Here is a 22,302-nt window from a genome sequence, read left to right as displayed (position 1 = left end):
AATTATTGGAGAGAGACACCCATTAAGAAAGGTTTAGTGTGTGTCTCTTTTTTCAATATACGTTGGTAGAAGAGTTGTAGTTAGAAAGGATAAGGTGAAAAAGATGGAAGAAACAACAATTTTAGAAGTGAAAGACTTAGCGGTTTCTTTCCAGACATTTGAAGGCGTTGTACAAGCAGTCAGAGGTGTAGATTTTTCATTAAAAAAAGGAGAAACATTAGCCATTGTTGGTGAATCAGGAAGTGGTAAATCTGTTTCCACTAAAGCAATCAATCAGTTGCTCCCAAAAAAGAATACCCTAATTGAAAGAGGGGAAATCCTGTTTGAAGGAAAAGACCTGCTTAAACTTTCCGAAAAAGAAATTCAGAAAATCAGAGGCAATGACATTGCGATGATCTTTCAAGATCCAATGACGTCATTGAATCCGACAATGCAGGTAGGAAAACAGATAGCTGAACCGATCATAGCCCATAAAGGCGTGAGTAAGGGAGAAGCAAAACAGAAAGCTCTTGAATTGATGGATTTAGTCGGGATTCAACACCCGGAAAGAACGTATAAAAGTTACCCACATCAATTTTCCGGTGGAATGAGACAACGCGTCATGATAGCTATCGCACTGGCATGTGAGCCCAAAATCCTCATTGCCGATGAACCGACAACGGCGTTGGATGTGACCATTCAGGCTCAAATACTGGATTTGATGAATAATTTAAAGAAAGATCTGGATACGTCCATTATCTTTATCACACACGATTTAGGCGTCGTCGCTCAAATGGCTGACCGCGTAGCTGTTATGTATGCAGGCAAAATAGTGGAAATCGGTACGGCAGATGAAATATTTTATAATCCGATGCATCCATATACCTGGGGATTGCTTGCGTCCATGCCGACATTAGATGTGGAACAGACAAGTTTGTATACTATCCCAGGCTCACCACCGAACTTATTGCATCCCCCAGAAGGAGATGCGTTTGCTGCCAGGAATGAATATGCTTTAGGTATCGACTTTTATGAAGATCCAGAGCTGTTTAAAGTCAGCGAGACCCATTTCGCTAAAACGTGGCTTTTGCATCCGGATGCACCAGAGGTTATACCACCCGCAGAAGTAATAAGACGGAAGGAAAAATTCCGTTATTTAAATTCAGAAAAGAGAATGTCTAAAACAGTGGGAGGGGAAGCTTATGGCAGAAGATATTGAAGAAAGAAAACGAATCGTTGAAATAAAAGAATACAAACAGTATTTCAATGAAGGAAAAAAATCAGAAGTACGCGCAGTGAAAGATGTAAGCTTTTCAATATATGAAGGCGAAACATTTGGTCTCGTTGGCGAGTCGGGTAGTGGCAAGTCTACTACTGGTCGAGCAATCATCAAGCTGGGAGACATTACCGGAGGTCAAATTCTCTATAAGGGACAAGATATCAATAGCATCAAACGGAGAAAAGATTTATTGAAATTCAGAAAATCGATGCAGATGATTTTTCAAGATCCCTATGCTTCCCTAAATCCACGGTTGACGGTAAAAGAAATAATCGGGGGAGCGCTGAAGGTTCATGGTATGGAAACAAACAGTGCTGAACGGACTAAGAAAGTGCATGAATTGCTCGAATCAGTAGGTTTGAACAAACAGTTTGCGAATCGCTATCCTAAAGAATTTTCTGGTGGACAGTGTCAACGGGTAGGGATTGCGAGAGCTTTAGCTGTCGAACCGGATTTTATCATCGCTGATGAAGCAATCAGTGCATTGGATGTTTCTATTCAAGCACAGGTGATAAACCTGCTAAAAGAGTTGAAAGAGAAAAACAATTTAACGTATCTGTTTATAGCCCATGACTTATCCATGGTTAAATACATCAGTGACCGCATCGGTGTGATGAATAGAGGACGCATTTTAGAAGTCTCCAATGCAGATGAACTCTATATAGCGCCACTTCATCCGTATACCGAATCGCTGTTATCAGCTATTCCAACACCCGATCCTGAAGCTGAGCGGCATCGTGTCCGGACCGAATATGATCCGGGCTATCATCACTACGATAATCATAACGGAGTCGGTTTGCATGAAATTGCGCCGGAACACTTTATTTATTGTCATGAAGATGAAGTCCCTTTGTATCGTAAAAAGCGACAAAGGTTACTGAAAAAGGCCAAGCAGTATGCTTGATACCTTGAGCAAAAAAGACTACAAAGCGGCATAAACGAGAAGCCACCGATAAAGGTAAACTTCTCGTTCGTGTCTTTTTTAATACATAGGGGGAGATAAAATGTTGACAACAGACCATGCTGTAAAAGAAATCATCCGGGAACGGAAAGAAGAATTCTTTGATTATTTACGTTTAGCCTCAGTGTCCACTCAAAATAGAAACATCTTGCCTACGGTGAAATACGTGGAACAGATGATTCAAAAAACGGGTGGAGAGACACAAGTGTTAGACGATTGTGGTGGCAACCCGGTCGTTTACGGCTACTTTCCTGCAGGTGAAAAGGACAATCCGGATAAAACAGTGCTGTTTTATAATCATTACGACGTGCAGCCGGAAGATCCGCTAGACGAATGGAAAAGCGAACCGTTTGAACCGACTGTGAGAGACGGCAAACTTTTCTGTAGAGGTGTGGCCGACAACAAAGCTAATTTCGTTGTCCGTTTATATGCGATTCAAGCTTTGATGGCGACAGAAGACGGTCTGCCGTGTAATGTGAAATTTTTAGTTGAAGGTGAAGAGGAAAATGGTAGTCCGAATCTTGGTCCGTACATTAAAAAGTATGCCGATCTGTTCAGCAGTGACGGCTGCATCTGGGAATTCGGCGGCAAAGACGAGGAAGAAAATTTTGTCATTCAAACAGGAGTCAAGGGCATGGCTTATTTTGATCTGCTGGTTGAAAGTGCAAACGTCGATATTCACTCGTCACTTGGAGCGGTCATCGATAATGCGGCCTGGCGATTAACACATGCCTTAGCCAGCTTGAAAAACAAAGAGAATCAGGTATTGGTGGATGGTTTTTACGATAACATCGAAGAGCCTTCTGATTACGCGCGCGAAGTCGTCAACCAGCAAAAAGTAAACAGTGAGAAGATGACGAAAATATATGGATTGAAGCATCCGTTCATCACAAAAGATCTGGACTGGTCAACGGAAGAAGCCTTGACGTTTTATCCGACGATGACGATCAGCGGACTGTTGTCGGGGTATACAGATGAGGGGACAAAAACAGTTTTACCAAGAAAGGCATCTGCAAAACTGGATTGCCGCTTGGTCCCCGGACAGGATCCAAAACACATCGAACAGGTCATCAGGAAACATCTGGATAAAGAAGGGTTCCAGGATGTCGAACTGTTCTTACTCAAAGGACTGAAGGCATTCCGTTCAGACTTGGAAAGTCCATTCTTACAGACAGTCAAAAAGGCGGCTGAGAAAGTATACGGAAAAGAGTCAGGAGTTGTCTTGTCACCAACGAATGCTGGATCAGGTCCAATGGCTTATTTTGGAGAATACCTAAACGTTCCGGTAGCGAGCAGTGGTTGCGGGTACGCGGAATCAAAAGCGCATGGGCCCAATGAATCGATTAGATTGAAAGATTTCGAAGATGGTGCATTACACATGGTTCAATTTCTCAAAGATTTTTAAACAGCTAAAACAGAGCAGATGCTCTGTTTTTTTGCGTCTGAAAAAATCTGACGGGCAGCTTTGTAAACGAATGGTTTAAAAAAAGTGAATTTTGTTACGAAAATGTGAACAAGAGGTAAATGAAACAGAGAAATGAATGACGGATAATGAACAATTTGACAAGAAATGAAAACGTGTTACATTCGAAGTCTTTCAGTCAATTACGAATGCTCAAGCGAGACAATTACATACTAGTTCGCTTTTGAACAATTAGTGAAGAAACCATTTTTTAATAGCGCTTTCTTTGTATTGCGATTCCTTGCGATCGATCAGCCCGTTACATTAAAATATTCTCAGACAGGAAAAACATATTTTTTTTGTCTAAGATAACATTTATGATAGATGTATAGTGTCTGAAATGGGCTAAGCAGAAACTGCTTTATTCAGGTAGTTGTTTCAGCATTTATGTTACTGAGATTATAAAATGGAGGGTTTCGCGTTGGATATACAAGAAATGCTATTTATGTTTATAGGTGGATTAGGTATTTTCCTGTTTGGATTGAAATATTTGGGAGATGGCCTACAAAAATCTGCTGGAGATAGTTTGCGTACGATTCTAAATACGATGACAGCCACACCCGTTCGTGCGATCATTGCAGGAATAGTGGTTACAGTGCTGATGCAGACGAGCACAGGAACGACGGTATTAGCCGTAGGACTTGTTAGTGCTGGATTTATGAAACTCAAGCAAGCCATTGGTGTCATTATGGGTGCTAATATCGGAACAACAGTGACAGCGTTTATAATCGGGATCGATATCGGTGCTTTTGCATTACCGATCATGGGAATCGGCGCCTTTTTACTGTTTTTCTTTAAACGAATCTCGATCAATAATATTGGACAGATCATGTTTGGTTTCGGTGGTTTGTTCTTCGGTCTGGAACTCATGGGAGATGCCATGTATCCGTTAAGAGACTTTCAGGCTTTCCAGGACGGAATGGTCAGCTTATCAGGGAATCCAATTCTGGGTGTAGGGGTTGGGACCGTCTTTACCTGGCTCGTTCAAAGTTCCAGTGGTAGTATCGGTATCTTACAAGAATTATATGCACAAGACCAAATCGCACTTGCTGGTGCGCTACCTGTATTATTCGGTAATAACATTGGTACCACAGTGACCGCCTTTCTGGCTGCTATTGGTGCCAGCGTTGCTGCAAAACGTACAGCCGCTTCACATATCATTTTCAATTTAGTAGGGACCTTTGCTGTTCTTCTAGTGCTTAAACCGTTCACTTCATTGATCGTCACGATCACACCTATATTAAATTTGAATCCGGCAATGCAGATAGCCTTTGCGCATGGATTGTTCAACATCACGAACGTGTTGATTCAAATGTGGTTTATCAATCAACTGGCCGATTTAGTAACCAAAATCGTTCCTGGTGATGATGCTCTTATCGAATACGATGCGTCACATTTAGATTTTTCTATCATCACAACCGTACCTGCCATTGCTTTGAACCAGGCGAAACTGGAAGTTCAGCAAATGGGCGAGTTTGTTTTGGAAGAATATAAAGAAATGTTTAAGTACTACAAGAATCAGGATGAAACGAGCCTGTCTAACTCCTTGCAGCTTGAAGAGGTCGTGAATGATATCGATATGCGTCTGACTGAATATTTGATGCTGATCTCGGTAGAAGACCTTCCACTGAAAAGTTCGACGGAACATGCAGAGCTAGTGGATATCACCAAGTATCTGGAACGTATCGGTGACCACAGTGAGAATGTATTAAACAACATCAAAGAAGCCGCACGGGCTCAGAAAAAAATAGCGAAGAAAAGCAATAAGGAACCAGAAAAAATCTTTTACGATGAAGATTTGATTGCGTTGTTTGGTCTCGTGGAACAAAACATTTCCGATGCCGTCGCGTCCTACACACAAGATAGTTATTCACTTGCGGGTAAAGTGATCAAACGTGAGAAAGAAGTCAACCGTTTAGAAGAAGATATCCGTAAGAAATATATCGATCGCTTGAACAGAGGAACCGGTTTACCATCCGATGGGATACTGTTCGTTGATATCGTTTCAAACCTGGAAAGAATGTCTGATCATGCAGCTAAAATTGCCAAGCATTCATTAGGTATAAGATATCCTTTCCAACAGGATATAAAAAGACCGCGTCACACACGCAAAGTAGAAGAAGCAACTAAAACTAATTAAAAACGAAAAAAGAGGGAATGACTCATTCAAGTCGTTTCCTCTTTTTTCTATGCTCTCTATACGAATGTATTCGTCAAGGTGCCGAGCGATTCAATCGTAATTTCAATTTCATCTTTTGTCTTTAACCAGTCCTGTTGCTCTTTTGGTTTCTCCAGGATAACGCCCGTTGGTGTACCGGTAAAGATCAAGTCTCCAGGTTTTAAAGTCATAAATTGAGAGGCTTGACTCACCAGTTTATTCACATCAAACAACATGTCTTTGGTTGAACTGTTTTGAACGATTTTGCCATTACGTTTGGTTTGAATCGTTAAGTCTTGACAATCGGTTATCTCGTCTTTTGTAACTAAGGCGGGACCCACAGGTGCAAAATAATCCATTGTTTTTCCGATCAACCACTGAGAAGATTCAAACTGAAAGTTCCGCTCAGAGAGGTCATTGCCAATGGTGTAGCCGAGTATGGCTTCACCTGCTTCTTTTTCGCGCACGCTATTCACGCTCTTACCTATAACGACAACGAGTTCCGCTTCATAATCAACGCGTTCGGCATTAGCTGAAAGAGGTATTTTCTGTTTGTGTGCAGCTAGAGCATTGGAAAATTTACTGAAAAAAATGGGATCTGTTGGGACCTCTCCACCCGTTGCTTTTATATGTTCAACGTAATTCATCCCTACACAAAGGATCTTTTCGGGATTTTTTACAAGCGGTAAGTATATGATCTCTGTTTCCGGTATCAAATAGTCTTTCAAATCTAGATGTAAGTCGCCTGCTTTGTTTAAAGTATCTTGAATCTGCTTTAATCCGTCGCCACTATGCTCGAGCAAATCTGCCATCGTTTGAGGGAGAGAGGTGTTTAAATGTCGAGCTAGGCGTAAGATATCTAGCACATCGGTTTCCATTTCTAGTCCTATTTTTTCAGTCAACTTTTCTTGTGCCCGATAACGAACCAGTCGCATAATATAACCCCTTTTTTGTTTGTTGCTATACTTAGAAGTATAAGTAAAACGATATCAATAACAAAAAATAGCGCTTGTGATTATTTAGGATAGTAATATTGCTTCTTGCTCAAAGGGTTTGTTTTTAGTACACTTATGGGACAGAAGAAAGTGGAGGAATTCATATGGCAAAAAGAAACAAGCAAATCGAAGTAGAAATCAACGAAACTAAAAATAATACGGATGCGTTTACTGAATTGGAACTCGTCGTTAAGAAAAAAGTGATCGGTACCTTGCAACAAGAAGGTGACAGTCTCGTCGGCGTAGAATTCAAGTCAGGCAAAAAACGAACAGCCCAATCTATCGATGAAGGCGTCCAAATGATTATTGAAGAATATAACTTACATGATGAATAAATAGTTTTTTAAATACAATACAAAAAGTACGCTTGTTTTGGCTGAAATCAAAACAAGCGTATTTTTTTTGTTTAGTCACTGATGGATTCGATTCGGTTGCGTACACATAATGGCTAGCCGTCTAATTAGTTTCATGTTATCACCTGTTACTTCTATCTACATCCAGTACTCGACAGTGCTTCTTGATAGGGATGAAACACCTAATTATGCTATGATTGATAAAAGAAGAAATTTGAAAGAAGGTGTGTAATAGTGGAAAAAGTTGAACAATTTGAAGAGAAGATTCCACGAAAAGATAAACTCGTGCGTTTCATCAAAATCGCTCAATCAAACTGGGAGAGAGGAACAATAAATCAAAGTGCTGCCGAAATGGCCTATTTTTTACTTTTATCTTTGTTTCCTATTTTACTGGTTTTAGCGAATATTATTCCGTTATTACCGATCAATTCGGATGAAATATTGAATATCGCACAAGATTTTGTGCCACAGGATATATATAATGTACTGGAACCGGTCATTTTGAATTACCTGGAAAGTGGAAGTGGAGGTGCGATTTCCTTTGGTTTGTTAGCCGCACTCTGGTCAGCGAGTCGTGTGATCACCATTTTAAGACGTGTATTGGATGATGTCTACGGTTCCACGCAAACGAGTAATTTTGTCATCGGCCGGATAATCTCACTTATAACGATGGTTGCGATAATCCTTGTCATTGGCATGGCAATATTTGCTTTTGTCTTTGGTGAACAGATATTAGTGTTTGCACAAGAGACGATAGGCATAACAATTCCATTCATTCAACAATTCTTATTATTGCGATGGGTCGTACTGATCGTCATTTTATTCCTGGTCTTTTTAATCGTTTTCTGGTTTGTACCCAATCATCATTTAACGTTCAAGTATTCTTACCAAGGCGCCATTTTTGCCACAGTCGGATGGGTAGCGTTGACGGAAGGATTTTCTATCATATTGAACTTTGCTGGTGGAGATGCCGTAGCGAACGCCACATTCGGCGCATTCATTGCGTTGATGGTATTCTTGTATCTGTCGAGTTTGATCTTGCTCTTTGGCGCGCTTATCAATGCGATGATCTTTGAATGGAAAAATTATATATCTGTTCCTGAATACGAAGCGAAAAAACGCAATGAAAAACGCCTGCTAGATTCAGATTGGAAAGGTTATCCAAGTGAAGCTGAAACAATCTTACTGAAACGCAAGCTCTATAAAGTAGGTAAATTGAAAGAGGACGAATTGAAAGAATGGGAAAAGAAAAACCCGGATATTGATACGGACAAATGATGAGCCTAATGTAGAGTGAGTGCCTGGCTGCCTCACTCTTTTATTTTTGTTCGAAAGTAGTCTATAATGATAAAGGCACACGATGTATCACAGGGAGGAATACATTTGGAATTTTATTGTCATCCACGGTGCAGCACATGCAAAAAGGCACAGAAGTGGTTAGATGGACACAACATTTCATATACTTTCAAAAATTTACTGGAGACATCGCCATCCAAAGAAACATGGATACAGATCTTGTCAAAATCGGACCGTACGATAAAATCCTTTTTCAACACAAGCGGAAATGTCTACAGAGAAAACAACTTGAAAGAGAAAGTACCCAATATGAGTATCGAAGAAGCGGCTGAGTGGCTCTCTTCAAACGGTATGGTGGTCAAACGTCCGTTGGCGATGGACGGAGATAAACTGACGGTCGGCTATAAAGAAGACATTTATAACCAAACTTGGCTATAGTCAAGTGCATACAGCAAAGGAGAAATGATAATGACAGTTAAATATCACAACAATGGTATCTGGATAGAAAAAATGAACGAAACGGATTACCGTATCGGTTTATCAGAAAAAGGCCAGGACGATGTGGGCGAAGTCATGTTTGCGGAGATCACTGAAAACGACGGCAAGCTCGAGCAGGGGGACGCCTTTTTAAACGTTGAAGGTGCCAAAGCGGTCACCGAAATCACGCTGCCGTTCTCTGCAAGTGTTAAAGAAACGCATAAAGAACTGGAAGACGAACCTGCGTTATTAAATAAAGAAGATAAAGCTAAGAACTGGATCATCACAGTGACCGAAGTGGCTGCCAGTGTCTGGGAATCACTGGATACGGAATTGGCATTCGACAAGGAAGCCGAAGCTTAAATAATATAAAAGGTAAAGAGCAGAGAAATCTGCTCTTTTTTTTTACTTAAGTGCACTTAATTAAAGCCCAATTGGCATCACTCAAACATGATTTTCACCTCAGTACGTCGAATAGGGGCAGTCTTAGGTAGACTCCAGTAGAAAAGCCATTGAGCCTTCCGAACTTGGCACTACTTGGCACCACTCACTGAGATTTTTCATTGAGTATGCCGAACATGGGACTACTTGGCACCACTCACCGGATTTTTACATTGAGCCTGCCGAACTTGGCACTACTTGGCACCACTCACTGAGATTTTTCATTGAGTATGCCGAACATGGGACTACTTGGCACCACTCACTGGATTTTTTCGTTGAGCCTGCCGAACATGGGACTACTTGGCACCACTCACTGGATTTTTACGTTGAGTATGCCGAACTTGGCACATCTTGGCACCACTCACTGGATTTTTACGTTGAGTATGCCGAACTTGGCACTACTTGGCACCACTCACCGGATTTTTACATTGAGTATGCCGAACATGGGACTACTTGGCACCACTCACTGGATTTTTACGTTGAGTATGCCGAACTTGGCACTACTTTTGAGGTAGTCTTAATAGTGGACACAATAAATTGGAGTATAATTAGCCTATAAAATAAAGGATGTGTCCATTATGCCAAAGCATTACGAACATGGCACTACTTGGCACCACTCACTAAAATCTTCCATTGAGTATGCCGAACTTTCATGTAGTCCAAATGATGGACACAGTAAACTATAGTATAATTAAGTATAATATAATTATAAATCTAAGAATGTTTTCATAATGAATGAATAAACGAGCCCGCCTATTCAAGACCATATTGACATTACCCAGTCAGTCATTTCCTCGAGCAAGACGAATCTATCAAATGTTGACACTTAAACAAAGAAAGCGATTAAATCATTATCATATACAGCTGAAAAAATCTATGATATATACTTTTTCCATAGTATAATTGAAGCGAATACATAATGAGGAGGAAGAACAATGAAAGTTAACGATAAAACATTAGTCATCACGGGTGGCGGTTCGGGTATGGGCAGGGAACTTGTCATGGAACTATTACATAGAGGTGCGCGGGTAGCCACTTTGGACATAAATGAAGAGTCTTTGCTTGAGACGGCGCGTCTGGCATCAGATCATAAAGAACAGATCTCCACACATGTTATCGATATCACTGACAAAGCTGCGATCGAAGCGTTAGTCGATGAAGTGAAGCAGTTTCATGGCAGTGTTGACGGAATCATCAATAACGCCGGAGTTATTCAGCCGTTTATCAACGTTAACGACTTGGGTTACGACAAAATCGAACAGGTCATGAATATCAATTTTTACGGGACGCTGTACATGGTGAAAAGTTTCTTGCCTGAATTGTTGAAACGTCCGGAAGGGCACATTCTTAATGTTTCGAGTATGGGAGGTTTCTTACCGGTTCCGGGTCAGTCGGTTTATGGGGCATCCAAAGCAGCTGTCAAACTGATGACCGAAGGATTGCACTCGGAACTCCTGAATACCAATATAGGAGTGACGGTTGCCTTCCCGGGTGCGGTCAAAACAAACATCATGGCAAATTCTCAAGTTGTACGCGAATCTAAAGCAGGTGATTCCGGTAAAGAGCATAAATTGACCAGTGCCTCAGATGCTGCTAAAATGATGATCGATGCTATCGAAGCCAACCAATACCGGGTGATGGTTGGGAATGATGCAAAAATGATGGATCGCCTGTATCGTCTCATGCCTAAAAAAGCAGCGGCAATCATCGCCGATAAATTGAAAAGTTAAATCGGTCTGTGAATCCATCCGACACACACGAATATAAAGGTTTTTACACATCCTTATGTAGCGATGTGTAAAAACCTTTTTTATTTTAATTGAAACTGAAATTTTTGATGTTATTTTCAATGAATTAAGGTAAACTGATAAAAAGAAAAGTTGGAGAAATGTGGGGAAAAGATGAATCAAGTGGATTTAAGTCGAAAATTAGTGAATTGGTTATGGAAAACAGCAGCAGTGTACTTACTTTATGTTTTAGTTACGGGAATCATTTGGCCAGTCATCAGGCCGACCCCGGAAAAGATCGACGTGCAGCCTGAATTTGTTGAAACATCAGAAAAGGTTGCTTTGCTTGAATATGGCATCGAAGGCTTTGGGGCACGGATGGATATCATCGATGAGGCTGAAGAAACTATCGATGTCGCTTACTTTTATATGAAAGAAGGGGAAAGTGTCGATCTCTTTTATGCCTACATATTAGCTGCTGCCAACCGTGGCGTGAAGGTCCGCTATATTTTGGATGGTGTCTTTCACGGGGTAAGAGGTGAAGATAGGGATGTCATGCATGCCTTCAACGAACACCCGAATATTGAATTTAAACTTCACGAGCCCATTAGTTCGGTCTTTTATGCACCCTGGCGTATAAACAATCGCCTGCATGATAAATTGCTCCTCGTTGATAATAAATACTCAGTGAGCGGGGGACGTAACATCAGCGATTTATACTATGAGCGGACCAGTTCAGATATGGCGTATTCCTTTGATCGAGATATTTTCATGATGAAAACCGAAGCAGATGAAACGGGAATAATTGATCAGATGGGTGACTACTACAACGAGTTGTTCAATAGTGATTACGCGGTAGACCAAACGAATTGGTCTACGTTTGACTGGAGCGGGGATAAAGCGGATCAGAAAATGGCTGAACTGGAAGGCGTTTACCTTGACTATAAGAAAGAACGTGAAGATAGAGAACCGCTGACCTCGATTGAAACGTGGGAAGCAAAAGCCGTAGACATCGACCAGGGTTACTACGTGCACAATGAACTGTCGCGCGGGTTCAAACAACCGTTCGTTTGGAGCCATCTACTTACCTTAGCTAGTCAAGCTGAAGAGCATTTATATGTTCAAAGCCCCTGGATAGTGCCGAACAGCCAGATGCGGGCAGATATAGAAGCAACAGATTTCCAGGCTTCAGAGGGCCTGATGTTAACGAATGGCATGTCGACCGGCAACAATAAAGGCGGCCAGGCAGGAACGGAAAACAGGAAATCGGTCTTCATTGATTCCTTTTTGGATTACTACGAATACCAGCCAAAAGAATCGACCCTACATACGAAAACATGGGTGTTCGATAAGCAGATCAGTGCCATCGGTTCGTTTAACCTTGACGCCAGGAGCAGTTACTTGAGCACCGAATCAATGGTCATACTGGACAGTGAAGCATTAGCCGAACAACTGCTGGCTGAAGCAGAAGAAAGTTATCTGGAAAAAAGCGTACAAGTCTATGCCGATGATTCAGAATCAAACGGAGAAAAAACAAAAGGACAAAATCCGACTTGGCAGACGCGGGCAATGATGCCGATACTGAGATCCTTTGCGTGGTTACTTGAAGATCTGCTCTAAACTGTATGCAAAAAACGATAGAAAGTGACTGATCGATTAAATCGATCAGTCACTTTCTTTTTTCACTCGGATTTTCCAAACAATAATTTATATAAACTGGTATTCGGGCAGAATCAGGAGATATAATGATATTATAAGGTAAATAGGAAGAATAACTTGAATATCATTCTCAATTAGACTAAAATAATAGAAGTAAGTAAAAAAAATCAAGTAGAAAAGGAAGGCACATAATGGCAGTTTTAGAAATCAAGAACCTACATGTATCCATTGAAGATAAAGAAATTCTAAAAGGCGTCAATTTAACCATGAAAACAGGCGAGATCCACGCAATCATGGGACCAAACGGAACAGGAAAATCAACGCTTTCAGCCGCAATCATGGGACATCCAAAGTATGAAGTCACAGAAGGTGAAGTATTGCTTGACGGCGAAAACATCTTGGAAATGGAAGTCGACGAACGTGCCCGTGCCGGACTGTTTTTAGCTGTACAATACCCAAGTGAAATTGCAGGGATATCCAACGCAGAATTTATGCGCGCTGCCATCAACTCACGCCGAGACGATGACAACAAAATGGGCGTTATGGAATTCCTTAAAAGATTAGATAAAAAAATGGCACTTTTAGATATGCCGGAAGAGATGGCTGAGCGTTATTTGAACGAAGGCTTCTCTGGCGGAGAGAAAAAACGTAATGAAATCTTACAATTGATGATGATCGAACCCACCTTTGCGATTTTAGATGAAATCGACTCAGGACTCGATATCGATGCCCTGCAAGTCGTTTCAAAAGGGATCAATGAAATGCGCGGCGAAGGCTTCGGTTCATTGATAATCACACACTACCAGCGCTTGCTCAACTACATCACACCAGATATTGTTCACATCATGATGGATGGACGCGTAGTGAAAACCGGTAACGCTGATTTAGCGAAAGATCTGGAAGCAGAAGGATACAAAGGTCTAATGGAAGAACTAGGATTAGACATCGAAATTGAAGAAGACTAAGTGTAGAGGAGGCATAATATGGAAACCAAAGTAAGTGAATATGTGAGTCATAAAGATGCTTTAACCGCCTTCTCTCGCGGATTACAAGAACCTGAGTGGATGCTTGAGATGCGCTTAGCTGCGTTAGACCAAATAGACGAGCTGGAACCTCCCGTTATTGAGCGTCTGCGTTACAACCGCTGGCCTCTATGGCAAGTACCGAATTTAACAGGAGCTCCGTCACCTAAACCAATCGATCCGTTTGAATTTATTGAAGATAAAGCGGATGCGACACGTGTCATTCAAGCAGGAAACGATACGGTGATCGAAACATTGCCCGAATCACTCAAAGAAAAAGGTGTAATCTTTACCGATCTACACACGGCATTGAGAGAACATCCAGAGCTGGTAAAAGAAGCCTACATGAGCAAAGCAGTGAAACCGGGAACCAACAAAATCACCGCGTTCCATGCCGCCTTCATGAACTCCGGACTCTTTTTATATGTCCCTAAAAATGTTGAGATCGAAGACGCTTTTGAATCGGTCTTGATCCAAAACAGTTTAGTGGAAGATACATTTATCAAACATGTTTTGATCTATGCAGACAGCAATTCTAAATTCAATTATGTTGAAAAAACCTTGACCAAAGGGGATAAAAAGAACGCTGCGAACATCATTGTGGAAGTCATTGCGAAAGCCGGCTCCCAAGTGAAATACAGCGCAGTCGACCAATTGGGGGAAAACTCCACCGTCTACTTCAGCCGTAAAGGCTACACGTTTAGAGATGCCCATATCGACTGGGCCGTTGGGGTCATGAATGGCGGGAACGTTGTCGCTGACTTTGACACCGATTTGATCGGAGACGGTTCAAGCACAGATCTGAAAGCTGTTGCTGTCAGTAATGGACGTCAATTGCAAGTCGTTGATTCAAAAGTCGAGAACCATGGCAATAACACTGTAGGGAACATCTTCCAGCATGGGGTTATTTTGGACCGTGCGACTTTAACATTCAACGGGATCGGTCATATTCTCAAAGGGGCTAAAGGTGCAGATGCACAACAGGAATCTCGTGTCTTGATGCTTTCAGACAAAGCCCGTGGAGACGCTAACCCGATTCTCCTGATAGATGAAAACGAAGTAACCGCCGGGCATGCGGCCAGTGTTGGTCGAGTGAATCCGGAAGAAATGTACTACTTGATGAGTCGAGGTATTGAGAAGTCAGAAGCTGAACGCTTAGTTATTCGTGGCTTCTTAGGCAAAGTGATCCAAGCGATTCCACTGAAAGGCGTTCGTGATGAATTGATTCAGACAATCGAAAGGAAGCTGACTTCCAGATGACCATCTCAAGCGAAAAATGGAGAGCAGATTTTCCGATTCTCCATCAAGTCGTTAACGATGAACCGCTCGTTTATTTAGACAATGCCGCGACGTCACAAAAACCAACAGCCGTTCTGAAAGCTGTGGAAGAGTATTATCATACTTCTAACGCTAACGTCCACCGTGGTGTGCATACCTTGGCTGAGCGGGCAACCACACAGTATGAGAATGCACGCGAAACCGTGAGACGGTTCATCCATGCAAACGAAACGGCAGAAGTGTTGTTCACGCGTGGTACGACAACGAGTTTAAACTGGCTCGCACAAAGTTTGGGCGATGCCATCGTTGAACCGGGTGATGAAATCGTGATTTCCTATATGGAACACCACTCCAACATCATCCCGTGGCAGCAGCTGGCTAAGCGCAAGCAGGCCAAACTCGTGTATATCGAACTGACTGGTGACGGCCAGCTCGATATGGATGATGCCCGCAAAAAAATAACCGATAAAACAAAGATAGTGTCATTGACGCATGTCTCAAATGTACTGGGCAGCATCACACCAATCAAAACGATTGCAGAGTTAACGCATGCGAAAGACGGCGTGATGGTGGTAGATGGGGCTCAAGCAGTTCCGCATATGCCCGTTGACGTCCAGGCTTTGGATGCCGATTTTTACGCATTCAGTGGACACAAGATGCTGGCACCAACAGGCATCGGCGTTTTGTATGGTAAGCGTGAATGGTTGGATAAAATTGAACCGATCGAATTTGGCGGCGAAATGAACGACTTCGTGGGGCTAGAGAGTAGCACCTGGAAAGAGTTGCCGTGGAAATTCGAAGCGGGAACACCGAACATTTCCGGTGCGATCGGCTTGGCGAAAGCGATCGACTATTTGGAAATCATTGGCATGAGTGAGATAATGGAGCATGAACAAGAAATCGTTGACTATTTGATGCCGAAGCTGGCAAAAATCGAAGGCTTGACCGTTTTCGGACCCAAAAATCCCAAAGACCGTACCGGTGTGATCGCCTTTAACTTGGACAGTGTCCACCCACATGACGTAGCGACCGCTATGGACATGGAAGGTGTCGCTGTCAGAGCCGGTCACCACTGTGCGCAGCCGTTGATGACCTATTTAGAACAACAATCCACAGCCCGGGCAAGTTTCTATTTGTACAACACACGTGCTGATGCAGATAAATTTGTCGAAGCACTTATAGCCACAAAGGAGTTTTTCGCATATGGCCTTGACTAAATTAGATCAATTATACCGAGCAGTCATTCTTGACCATTCACAACACCCGCATAGAAAAGGCGTACTGGAAAAAGCCACAGCGCAGATCGAACTGAAAAATCCAGCGTGCGGCGATGTCATTCAAGTTCAACTCAATATTGAAAACAGTAAAATCACCGATGTCCGTTTCGACGGCAGCGGCTGTACGATTTCCATGGCCAGTGCCAGCATGATGACCGATGCCATTATAGGCAAGTCACTCGATGAAGCCTTAGCGTTATCCAAAGAATTTTCAGGACTGGTTCAAGGTGAAGATCCTGAACACGAAGATGACTTAGGCGACGCGATGATGCTGTCAGGCGTCGCGAAATTTCCAGCCCGCATCAAATGTGCCACGTTATCCTGGAAAGCTTTGGAAAAAGCCCTAGCTGATAACGAACAGACCGGTGTCGACGGACAACTGAAACACGACGAATAGCATGTTAAAAAACATAAATAAAACAACAAAGGTTAGATTTGATCAGTGTCTAGCAGTTAAAGCCTGAAAGAAAGGACTTTATCTGCTTTTCCGGATGTGAGGAAGGGGAAAACACATGTCTCAAGTACCAGAGAAAAATGAATACAAATACGGCTTCCATGACGATGTGGAATCCGTTTATGACACGGGTAAAGGGTTGAATGAAGGTATTATCCGCGATATTTCCGCTCGTAAAGAAGAACCTGAGTGGATGCTTGATTACCGATTAAAAGCGTACGAACACTATAAATCTCGCGCGATGCCAACATGGGGAGCAGATTTATCAGATGTCGATTTCGATAACTACACCTATTACCGTAAAGCAAGCGAGAAACCCGAACGCAGCTGGGACGATGTTCCTGAAAAGATCAAAGAAACCTTTGACCGTTTAGGCGTACCCGAAGCAGAACGTCAATTTTTGGCCGGTTCAGGCGCACAGTACGAATCTGAAGTGGTTTACCACAACATGAAAGAAGAATTCGAGAAACTGGGGATCATCTTTACAGATACAGATTCCGCGTTGAAAGAATACCCGGAAATCTTCAAAGAACATTTCGGGACAGTGGTTCCGCCAACAGACAACAAACTGGCTGCGCTGAATTCGTCCGTCTGGTCGGGGGGCACATTCATCTATGTACCCAAAGGCATCAAATGTGACGTACCGCTGCAAATGTACTTCCGTATCAACAACGAATCGATGGGACAGTTCGAACGTACCCTGATCGTTGTCGACGAAGGCGCAAGCGTGCATTATGTTGAAGGCTGTACCGCACCAACATTCTCATCCACCTCACTGCACTCTGCAGTCGTTGAGATCATCGTTAAAAAAGACGCATACTGCCGTTACACGACCATCCAGAACTGGTCCGATAACGTGTATAACCTGGTTACAAAACGTGCCACAGCCGCAGAAGGCGCAACCGTTGAATGGATCGATGGTAACCTGGGCGCAAAAATAACCATGAAATACCCAAGTATCCACCTGAACGGACGCGGCGCGCGTGGAACAACCATGTCGATCGCAATGGCCGGAGCAGGACAAATACAGGATACGGGTGCTAAAATGATTCATAACGCACCGAATACTTCCAGCTCGATCGTTTCTAAATCGATCGCCAAAGATGGCGGAGCCGTGAACTACCGTGGACAAGTCACCTTCGGCAAAAACTCCGAAGGTTCAATTTCACATATCGAGTGTGACACCATTATCATGGATGACCTGTCGAAATCTGATACTATTCCATTCAATGAGATCCACAACTCAAACGTGTCATTGGAGCATGAAGCGAAAGTTTCGAAGATTTCAGAAGAACAACTTTATTATCTAATGAGTAGAGGACTCAACGAAGAAACCGCGACGGAAATGATCGTCATGGGCTTCGTTGAACCGTTCACCAAAGAATTGCCAATGGAATACGCCGTTGAACTGAACCGTCTCATCAGTTTCGAGATGGAAGGATCAGTGGGTTAATAAATAATCGGAAGCCTCGCAGCGATGCGAGGCTTTTTCCTATAAGGAAGAGCTTTAATATGGAAAAAAGACTGGACAGTCTTTTTAGTGACTAGTTCATGGCGAATAGTTGTAGGAAGTGATCTCAAAAATGTTATTGAGACTAGTTAATTGACAAAAGCTACAAGAAGTGGTTCCAAAAGGCTTATTGCGACTACTTCCTTTTGGGAAATAAAATAAACTGGTCACTAAATGAGTTTTGAGACCACTTCAACTTCATACTATTCTGGAACTGGTCACAAAGATAGTTAGATCGCAAATTAATTTGCTATTACTGTTGATGCGTCTATTTTTTATATTGAGAGACTTCTTTTTGCAATTCTTTTTTCAGCTTATCATTTTGCATGATTTCAAGAAGTTTGTATCCATTGTCATACCACTCTTCGGAACCAGTTTGACTGAGCAATTCCATTAATAATCCTTTGCGAACATAGCAAACGGCCAAATGCATAGTCAGATTTTTGGAAATACAAGAGGGAATCAATCTATCTACCTCATCCAGTGCTGCTTCATATTGTCCATTTTCTATCAAAAGAAGTAACAGATTCATTTGGATACTTATAGATAAATTATTAACACCTCTCATTTCTTTATATTTCTCTAATTGATTAACAGCTAATTGACCAATGGAAACGGCAGTATTGACAGGAAACAGATAAATTATATTGTTAATAATTTGAATATCGTAAAGATACCAATTGTCATACTTTTCTAAACGTTCCCATATCGGTTTGATTTTCTCTTTAGCTGCTTTGAAATCGTTCTTCTCTCCAATAAGGATTAAAGCATCATATATAGCTACAATTTCTAATTCACGAGTAGTCAGCTTCTCTTTTCTATCTAGCCGATGTTTATATTCTGCAATTAGTTCAGTGTCGTTAAACTTTAAATTTTTCAATTTACTCATTTGAGAATGGGCATGCTTTTTATAATCATTCTTTATATACATAAACTCATCGACTGACATATCGAGACGATTGAGCAGCTCCACCATTTTCGAAAAAGAAATATCGATTTCTCCTTTTTCTACTTTTGAATAATTGGATTGGGACATTATATTTTTACAGACTTGTGACTGAATAAAACCAAGACTTAGCCGTATATTTTTAAGCGTTTCTCCTATAGTATTCATTATTCCCATCTCCTTTTATTCATATATAACTATTATAAAGAATATCATATTTTGCATGCTACAATATAATCAAAAGGAGGTAAATTAGGTGAAAAAGATAATGTTGTTGTCAACATCTGTATTAATGTTCAATATATCTACTATAGAGAAAGAATATAATATACCGAGAGATCAATTTACAGAAGAAAAGAAAGATGGAGAGAATGAAAAGATTTTTCCAACTGGTGTATTTTTCCCAGGAGGTATCGAAGACGAAGAAGTTCCATGAATTATTATTTAATTTCATTGGTGTTGCATTTAATTTGGATGTTTATATAAAACAGGGGGGTAATGCAAACTGTTCACCTAAATAATTTCAGATTTACATTACAAAAATATCACACATAATAGTTGAAGGTTGGCTTATAAATAAAATCATCTAAGATAGGAGGTCATAAAATGCGTATAACAAAAAAACAAAAAAACTTTTATACTATTTTCTTGCTGGCATGGCAATCTATTTTCTGATTTCTCTTAGTTTAAACTTAGCGGGGATAGAAATTACTAACTTAATAACTAGTATACTTGAGCAAATGTTTGATTAATTTCATGATATTAAAAAATATTCAAAATAACTATTATCTCGGCAGAGTAAACCTTACTGTTTTTAACAGTAGCACCAAATGAAAACGTTCTTGTTGAAAATAAAGCCGATTTATAAGGTTAATAATATAGTGCACACCTATTATCTTCTTTATAAAATTTGAAGGTGAAAAATAAGTTAGTATGCCTCGATAACTAAAATGTTGAAAGGATATATGATATGTCTACTAAAAAAAGCTTTTATGTTCTATGTTTCATAAATTTAATCCTTATTGGAGTATATACTTTATATATTGTTATCCCTGAGGAGCTTTACCTAGGATATTATCCGATAGGTGTTATACAAATTGTTCTGATGATAGGAACTTTAATATCTTTAGTTATATATATCAAAAATTGGAAAATAAAATCCAAAAAAGGGAAATTAAAAAAGTTCCTTCTTATTATTGGTTATGTCATTTCTATTATATGGATGGTTTACAGTTTATTTATTTGGTATGCATTTTTACCAAGATAAAAAGATGAAAATGGAGGAATCTGATGAATTTTAAAAAGAGTTTTATTTTATTGAGCACTATCAATCTTTTAAGTCCAGTTTTATTGAATGTAGATAATGTTTCTGCAAATGAGAAAGTTACCAATGAACAACAATATGTTGAAAGAGAGTCAGAAAATCTTAATGATACATTCTTAGATGTTTACAATACTGCAAAAAAACTAAAAATAGAGGAAATACAAACAGATGAAGAAGCATATGCATTTCTTATCCAAAACAAAAAATATATTTCTATTACTCCAAATGGTCAAATCAAGGAAGATTATAATGGGTATCCTATATTAGAATCCCGTTCCACTGAAGAAATAGAGACTATTAAAAACTTTGTATATAGAATGAATTCTTTAGTTGCAAATCAAGCCATTTCGATTGATCATGATCTGGTATTTAGTATTGTGCAAAACATAGAGCCTGAATTTACCATGAGACCTCAGGCAATAGCAATAATAAACATAATGTATACTACTAGAAACAATAAAAATACTTTGAAGTCAGTATTTGATAATGCTCCTTTTGGGACAAGGCACGCGGTTGCCGGCTTGTATTTTGCCCAAAGAGTAAGAACAGGTGGAGTCTGGGATATGAAAGCACAATTAGGAACCAATACATCATATTATATTGATGATTTAGGAACAACAATGACTGGAGAAGCAATTGGTAATTTTCATTATGGATACGTAGGAAGAGCTGTTTTTAGTGGTGCTACTTTAAAAAGTTCTGCAGGAATGTATCAAGTTATTAGTGGAACTTCAAGTATTAAATACTACTCTTCTTTCTTTGATGACCCTAGAGATCAGGCTCAAATCCAAAGAGGAATCGATATGTATGATAGAGAACATTGAGAAAAAGTATATTGTAAAACCTCTTAGTTACTGAATGTGTCCATGCTGAAGGCGCAACAGTCGAATGGATCGACGGGAACCTGGGTGCTAAAACGACCATGAAATACCCAAGTATCCACTTGAACGGACGCGGCGCACGCGGAACAACCATGTCGATCGCGATGGCCGGTGAAGGACAAGTTCAGGACACTGGGGCGAAAATAATCCACAACGCACCGAACACATCCAGCTCGATCGTGTCTAAATCGATCGCCAAAGATGGCGGAGCCGTTAACTACCGTGGACAAGTCACCTTCGGCAAAAACTCCGAAGGTTCAATTTCACATATCGAGTGTGACACCATTATCATGGATGACCTGTCGAAATCTGATACTATTCCATTCAATGAGATCCACAACTCAAACGTGTCATTGGAGCATGAAGCGAAAGTTTCGAAGATTTCAGAAGAACAACTTTATTATCTAATGAGTAGAGGACTCAACGAAGAAACCGCGACGGAAATGATCGTCATGGGCTTCGTTGAACCGTTCACCAAAGAATTGCCAATGGAATACGCCGTTGAACTGAACCGTCTCATCAGTTATGAGATGGAAGGATCAGTGGGATAAAACATTAAGCAAATTAGGCTGATACCGGGACAAAAATCCCGTCTTAAGCTAGCATAAGAAAACCCGAGTTAATTTGTTGATACATACAAATTAACTCGGGTTTCTCTTTTTGCTAAAATCATTTTCGCTTTTGGTATTTTACTCAAGTGAAACTTATATTAGCGTTCACTTGTCAAAAAGCTGGATCGACCATTATTTTTTTTTTCCCATAGTGTCGTATTCATTCTTTATAACGTAAGCAATAACAAACTAAAAACAACGCAGCCCCTGTC

At 40.8% G+C, this 22,302-nt stretch carries 19 protein-coding genes and 1 pseudogene; 18 read left to right on the top strand and 2 right to left on the bottom strand.

Annotated features, from left to right (window positions below; genetic code table 11):
* Positions 1 to 103 precede the first annotated feature (103 nt).
* From AX762_RS08265 to AX762_RS08250, 4 genes are all read left to right on the top strand, one after another.
* Positions 104 to 1,198, top strand: a complete 1,095-nt coding sequence (locus tag AX762_RS08265; RefSeq protein WP_071848672.1) for an ABC transporter ATP-binding protein — start codon at positions 104 to 106, stop codon at positions 1,196 to 1,198.
* Positions 1,182 to 2,162, top strand: coding sequence for an ABC transporter ATP-binding protein (locus AX762_RS08260; protein WP_071848671.1), 981 nt, complete (start codon positions 1,182 to 1,184; stop codon positions 2,160 to 2,162). The genes AX762_RS08265 and AX762_RS08260 overlap by 17 nt, the downstream gene beginning before the upstream one ends.
* A 100-nt stretch (positions 2,163 to 2,262) precedes the next feature.
* Positions 2,263 to 3,624, top strand: coding sequence for a M20/M25/M40 family metallo-hydrolase (locus AX762_RS08255; RefSeq protein ID WP_071848670.1), 1,362 nt, complete (start codon positions 2,263 to 2,265; stop codon positions 3,622 to 3,624).
* Between the two features lie 478 nt (positions 3,625 to 4,102).
* Positions 4,103 to 5,821, top strand: coding sequence for a Na/Pi cotransporter family protein (locus tag AX762_RS08250; RefSeq protein WP_143139330.1), 1,719 nt, complete (start codon positions 4,103 to 4,105; stop codon positions 5,819 to 5,821).
* A 56-nt stretch (positions 5,822 to 5,877) separates the two neighbouring features.
* On the opposite strand, the gene AX762_RS08245 is transcribed toward AX762_RS08250, so the two are convergent.
* Complete coding sequence (locus AX762_RS08245; protein WP_071848668.1) at positions 5,878 to 6,774, bottom strand: fumarylacetoacetate hydrolase family protein; 897 nt, start codon at positions 6,772 to 6,774, stop codon at positions 5,878 to 5,880.
* 164 nt (positions 6,775 to 6,938) lie between these two features.
* On the opposite strand from AX762_RS08245, the gene AX762_RS08240 reads away from it, so the two are divergent.
* The 11 genes from AX762_RS08240 (at position 6,939) to sufB (ending at position 18,271) form a co-directional block, all read left to right on the top strand.
* On the top strand, positions 6,939 to 7,169 hold the full coding sequence (locus AX762_RS08240) for a DUF2969 family protein (protein ID WP_071848667.1): 231 nt from the start codon (positions 6,939 to 6,941) through the stop codon (positions 7,167 to 7,169).
* Positions 7,170 to 7,421: 252 nt separating this feature from the next.
* A complete protein-coding gene (locus AX762_RS08235) occupies positions 7,422 to 8,465 on the top strand; it encodes a YihY/virulence factor BrkB family protein (RefSeq protein ID WP_071848666.1) in 1,044 nt (347 codons plus the stop codon).
* Positions 8,466 to 8,531: 66 nt separating this feature from the next.
* On the top strand, positions 8,532 to 8,921 hold the full coding sequence (locus tag AX762_RS08230) for an arsenate reductase family protein (RefSeq protein ID WP_071848665.1): 390 nt from the start codon (positions 8,532 to 8,534) through the stop codon (positions 8,919 to 8,921).
* Between the two features lie 30 nt (positions 8,922 to 8,951).
* Complete coding sequence (locus AX762_RS08225; RefSeq protein WP_177244074.1) at positions 8,952 to 9,323, top strand: glycine cleavage system protein H; 372 nt, start codon at positions 8,952 to 8,954, stop codon at positions 9,321 to 9,323.
* A gap of 1,013 nt (positions 9,324 to 10,336) precedes the next feature.
* Positions 10,337 to 11,131, top strand: a complete 795-nt coding sequence (locus AX762_RS08220) for an SDR family oxidoreductase (RefSeq protein WP_071848663.1) — start codon at positions 10,337 to 10,339, stop codon at positions 11,129 to 11,131.
* A gap of 171 nt (positions 11,132 to 11,302) precedes the next feature.
* Positions 11,303 to 12,748, top strand: coding sequence for a phosphatidylserine/phosphatidylglycerophosphate/cardiolipin synthase family protein (locus AX762_RS08215; protein ID WP_071848662.1), 1,446 nt, complete (start codon positions 11,303 to 11,305; stop codon positions 12,746 to 12,748).
* Positions 12,749 to 12,978: 230 nt separating this feature from the next.
* A complete protein-coding gene (gene sufC / locus AX762_RS08210) occupies positions 12,979 to 13,752 on the top strand; it encodes a Fe-S cluster assembly ATPase SufC (protein WP_071848661.1) in 774 nt (257 codons plus the stop codon).
* A gap of 18 nt (positions 13,753 to 13,770) precedes the next feature.
* On the top strand, positions 13,771 to 15,069 hold the full coding sequence (gene sufD / locus AX762_RS08205) for a Fe-S cluster assembly protein SufD (RefSeq protein WP_071848660.1): 1,299 nt from the start codon (positions 13,771 to 13,773) through the stop codon (positions 15,067 to 15,069).
* Complete coding sequence (locus AX762_RS08200; protein WP_071848659.1) at positions 15,066 to 16,304, top strand: cysteine desulfurase; 1,239 nt, start codon at positions 15,066 to 15,068, stop codon at positions 16,302 to 16,304. The genes sufD and AX762_RS08200 overlap by 4 nt, the downstream gene beginning before the upstream one ends.
* On the top strand, positions 16,291 to 16,761 hold the full coding sequence (gene sufU / locus AX762_RS08195; RefSeq protein WP_071848658.1) for a Fe-S cluster assembly sulfur transfer protein SufU: 471 nt from the start codon (positions 16,291 to 16,293) through the stop codon (positions 16,759 to 16,761). The genes AX762_RS08200 and sufU overlap by 14 nt, the downstream gene beginning before the upstream one ends.
* Positions 16,762 to 16,876: 115 nt before the next feature.
* The gene (gene sufB / locus AX762_RS08190; RefSeq protein ID WP_071848657.1) at positions 16,877 to 18,271 is read left to right on the top strand and encodes a Fe-S cluster assembly protein SufB; all 1,395 of its coding nucleotides are present in this window, start codon (positions 16,877 to 16,879) and stop codon (positions 18,269 to 18,271) included.
* Between the two features lie 325 nt (positions 18,272 to 18,596).
* Here the strand turns inward: sufB and AX762_RS08185 are convergent, their stop codons facing one another.
* Positions 18,597 to 19,442 carry a helix-turn-helix domain-containing protein gene (locus AX762_RS08185; RefSeq protein WP_071848656.1) on the bottom strand — a complete coding sequence of 282 codons (846 nt, stop codon included), beginning with the start codon at positions 19,440 to 19,442 and terminating at the stop codon, positions 18,597 to 18,599.
* Positions 19,443 to 19,530: 88 nt separating this feature from the next.
* Between AX762_RS08185 and AX762_RS08180 the strand changes: the two genes are divergently transcribed.
* The 3 genes and pseudogenes from AX762_RS08180 to AX762_RS08165 form a co-directional block, all read left to right on the top strand.
* Entirely contained in the window at positions 19,531 to 19,710 is a 180-nt protein-coding gene (locus AX762_RS08180; protein ID WP_071848655.1) for a hypothetical protein, read from the top strand.
* Positions 19,711 to 20,564: 854 nt separating this feature from the next.
* Positions 20,565 to 21,422, top strand: a complete 858-nt coding sequence (locus AX762_RS08170) for a polymorphic toxin type 44 domain-containing protein (RefSeq protein ID WP_071848653.1) — start codon at positions 20,565 to 20,567, stop codon at positions 21,420 to 21,422.
* A gap of 44 nt (positions 21,423 to 21,466) precedes the next feature.
* Positions 21,467 to 22,030: pseudogene (locus AX762_RS08165) on the top strand (SufD family Fe-S cluster assembly protein); the annotation flags it as partial.
* Positions 22,031 to 22,302: the final 272 nt, after the last annotated feature.

Origin of the sequence: Alkalibacterium sp. 20 (assembly GCF_001885615.1) — a bacterium.
In the GTDB taxonomy this organism is placed as follows: Bacteria; Bacillota; Bacilli; order Lactobacillales; family Carnobacteriaceae_A; genus Alkalibacterium.
Note: the sequence above shows the minus strand (reverse complement) of the source record. Positions and strands in the feature narration are given on the sequence as shown.

Coding starts and splice junctions, on each gene's coding strand:
- AX762_RS08265 (WP_071848672.1), top strand. CDS start 104: ATGGAAGAAACAACAATTTTAGAAGTGAAAGACTTAGCGGTTTCTTTC.
- AX762_RS08260 (WP_071848671.1), top strand. CDS start 1,182: ATGGCAGAAGATATTGAAGAAAGAAAACGAATCGTTGAAATAAAAGAA.
- AX762_RS08255 (WP_071848670.1), top strand. CDS start 2,263: ATGTTGACAACAGACCATGCTGTAAAAGAAATCATCCGGGAACGGAAA.
- AX762_RS08245 (WP_071848668.1), bottom strand. CDS start 6,774: ATGCGACTGGTTCGTTATCGGGCACAAGAAAAGTTGACTGAAAAAATA.
- AX762_RS08240 (WP_071848667.1), top strand. CDS start 6,939: ATGGCAAAAAGAAACAAGCAAATCGAAGTAGAAATCAACGAAACTAAA.
- AX762_RS08230 (WP_071848665.1), top strand. CDS start 8,532: ATGATAAAGGCACACGATGTATCACAGGGAGGAATACATTTGGAATTT.
- AX762_RS08225 (WP_177244074.1), top strand. CDS start 8,952: ATGACAGTTAAATATCACAACAATGGTATCTGGATAGAAAAAATGAAC.
- AX762_RS08220 (WP_071848663.1), top strand. CDS start 10,337: ATGAAAGTTAACGATAAAACATTAGTCATCACGGGTGGCGGTTCGGGT.
- AX762_RS08215 (WP_071848662.1), top strand. CDS start 11,303: ATGAATCAAGTGGATTTAAGTCGAAAATTAGTGAATTGGTTATGGAAA.
- sufC (WP_071848661.1), top strand. CDS start 12,979: ATGGCAGTTTTAGAAATCAAGAACCTACATGTATCCATTGAAGATAAA.
- sufD (WP_071848660.1), top strand. CDS start 13,771: ATGGAAACCAAAGTAAGTGAATATGTGAGTCATAAAGATGCTTTAACC.
- AX762_RS08200 (WP_071848659.1), top strand. CDS start 15,066: ATGACCATCTCAAGCGAAAAATGGAGAGCAGATTTTCCGATTCTCCAT.
- sufU (WP_071848658.1), top strand. CDS start 16,291: ATGGCCTTGACTAAATTAGATCAATTATACCGAGCAGTCATTCTTGAC.
- sufB (WP_071848657.1), top strand. CDS start 16,877: ATGTCTCAAGTACCAGAGAAAAATGAATACAAATACGGCTTCCATGAC.
- AX762_RS08185 (WP_071848656.1), bottom strand. CDS start 19,442: ATGAATACTATAGGAGAAACGCTTAAAAATATACGGCTAAGTCTTGGT.
- AX762_RS08170 (WP_071848653.1), top strand. CDS start 20,565: ATGAATTTTAAAAAGAGTTTTATTTTATTGAGCACTATCAATCTTTTA.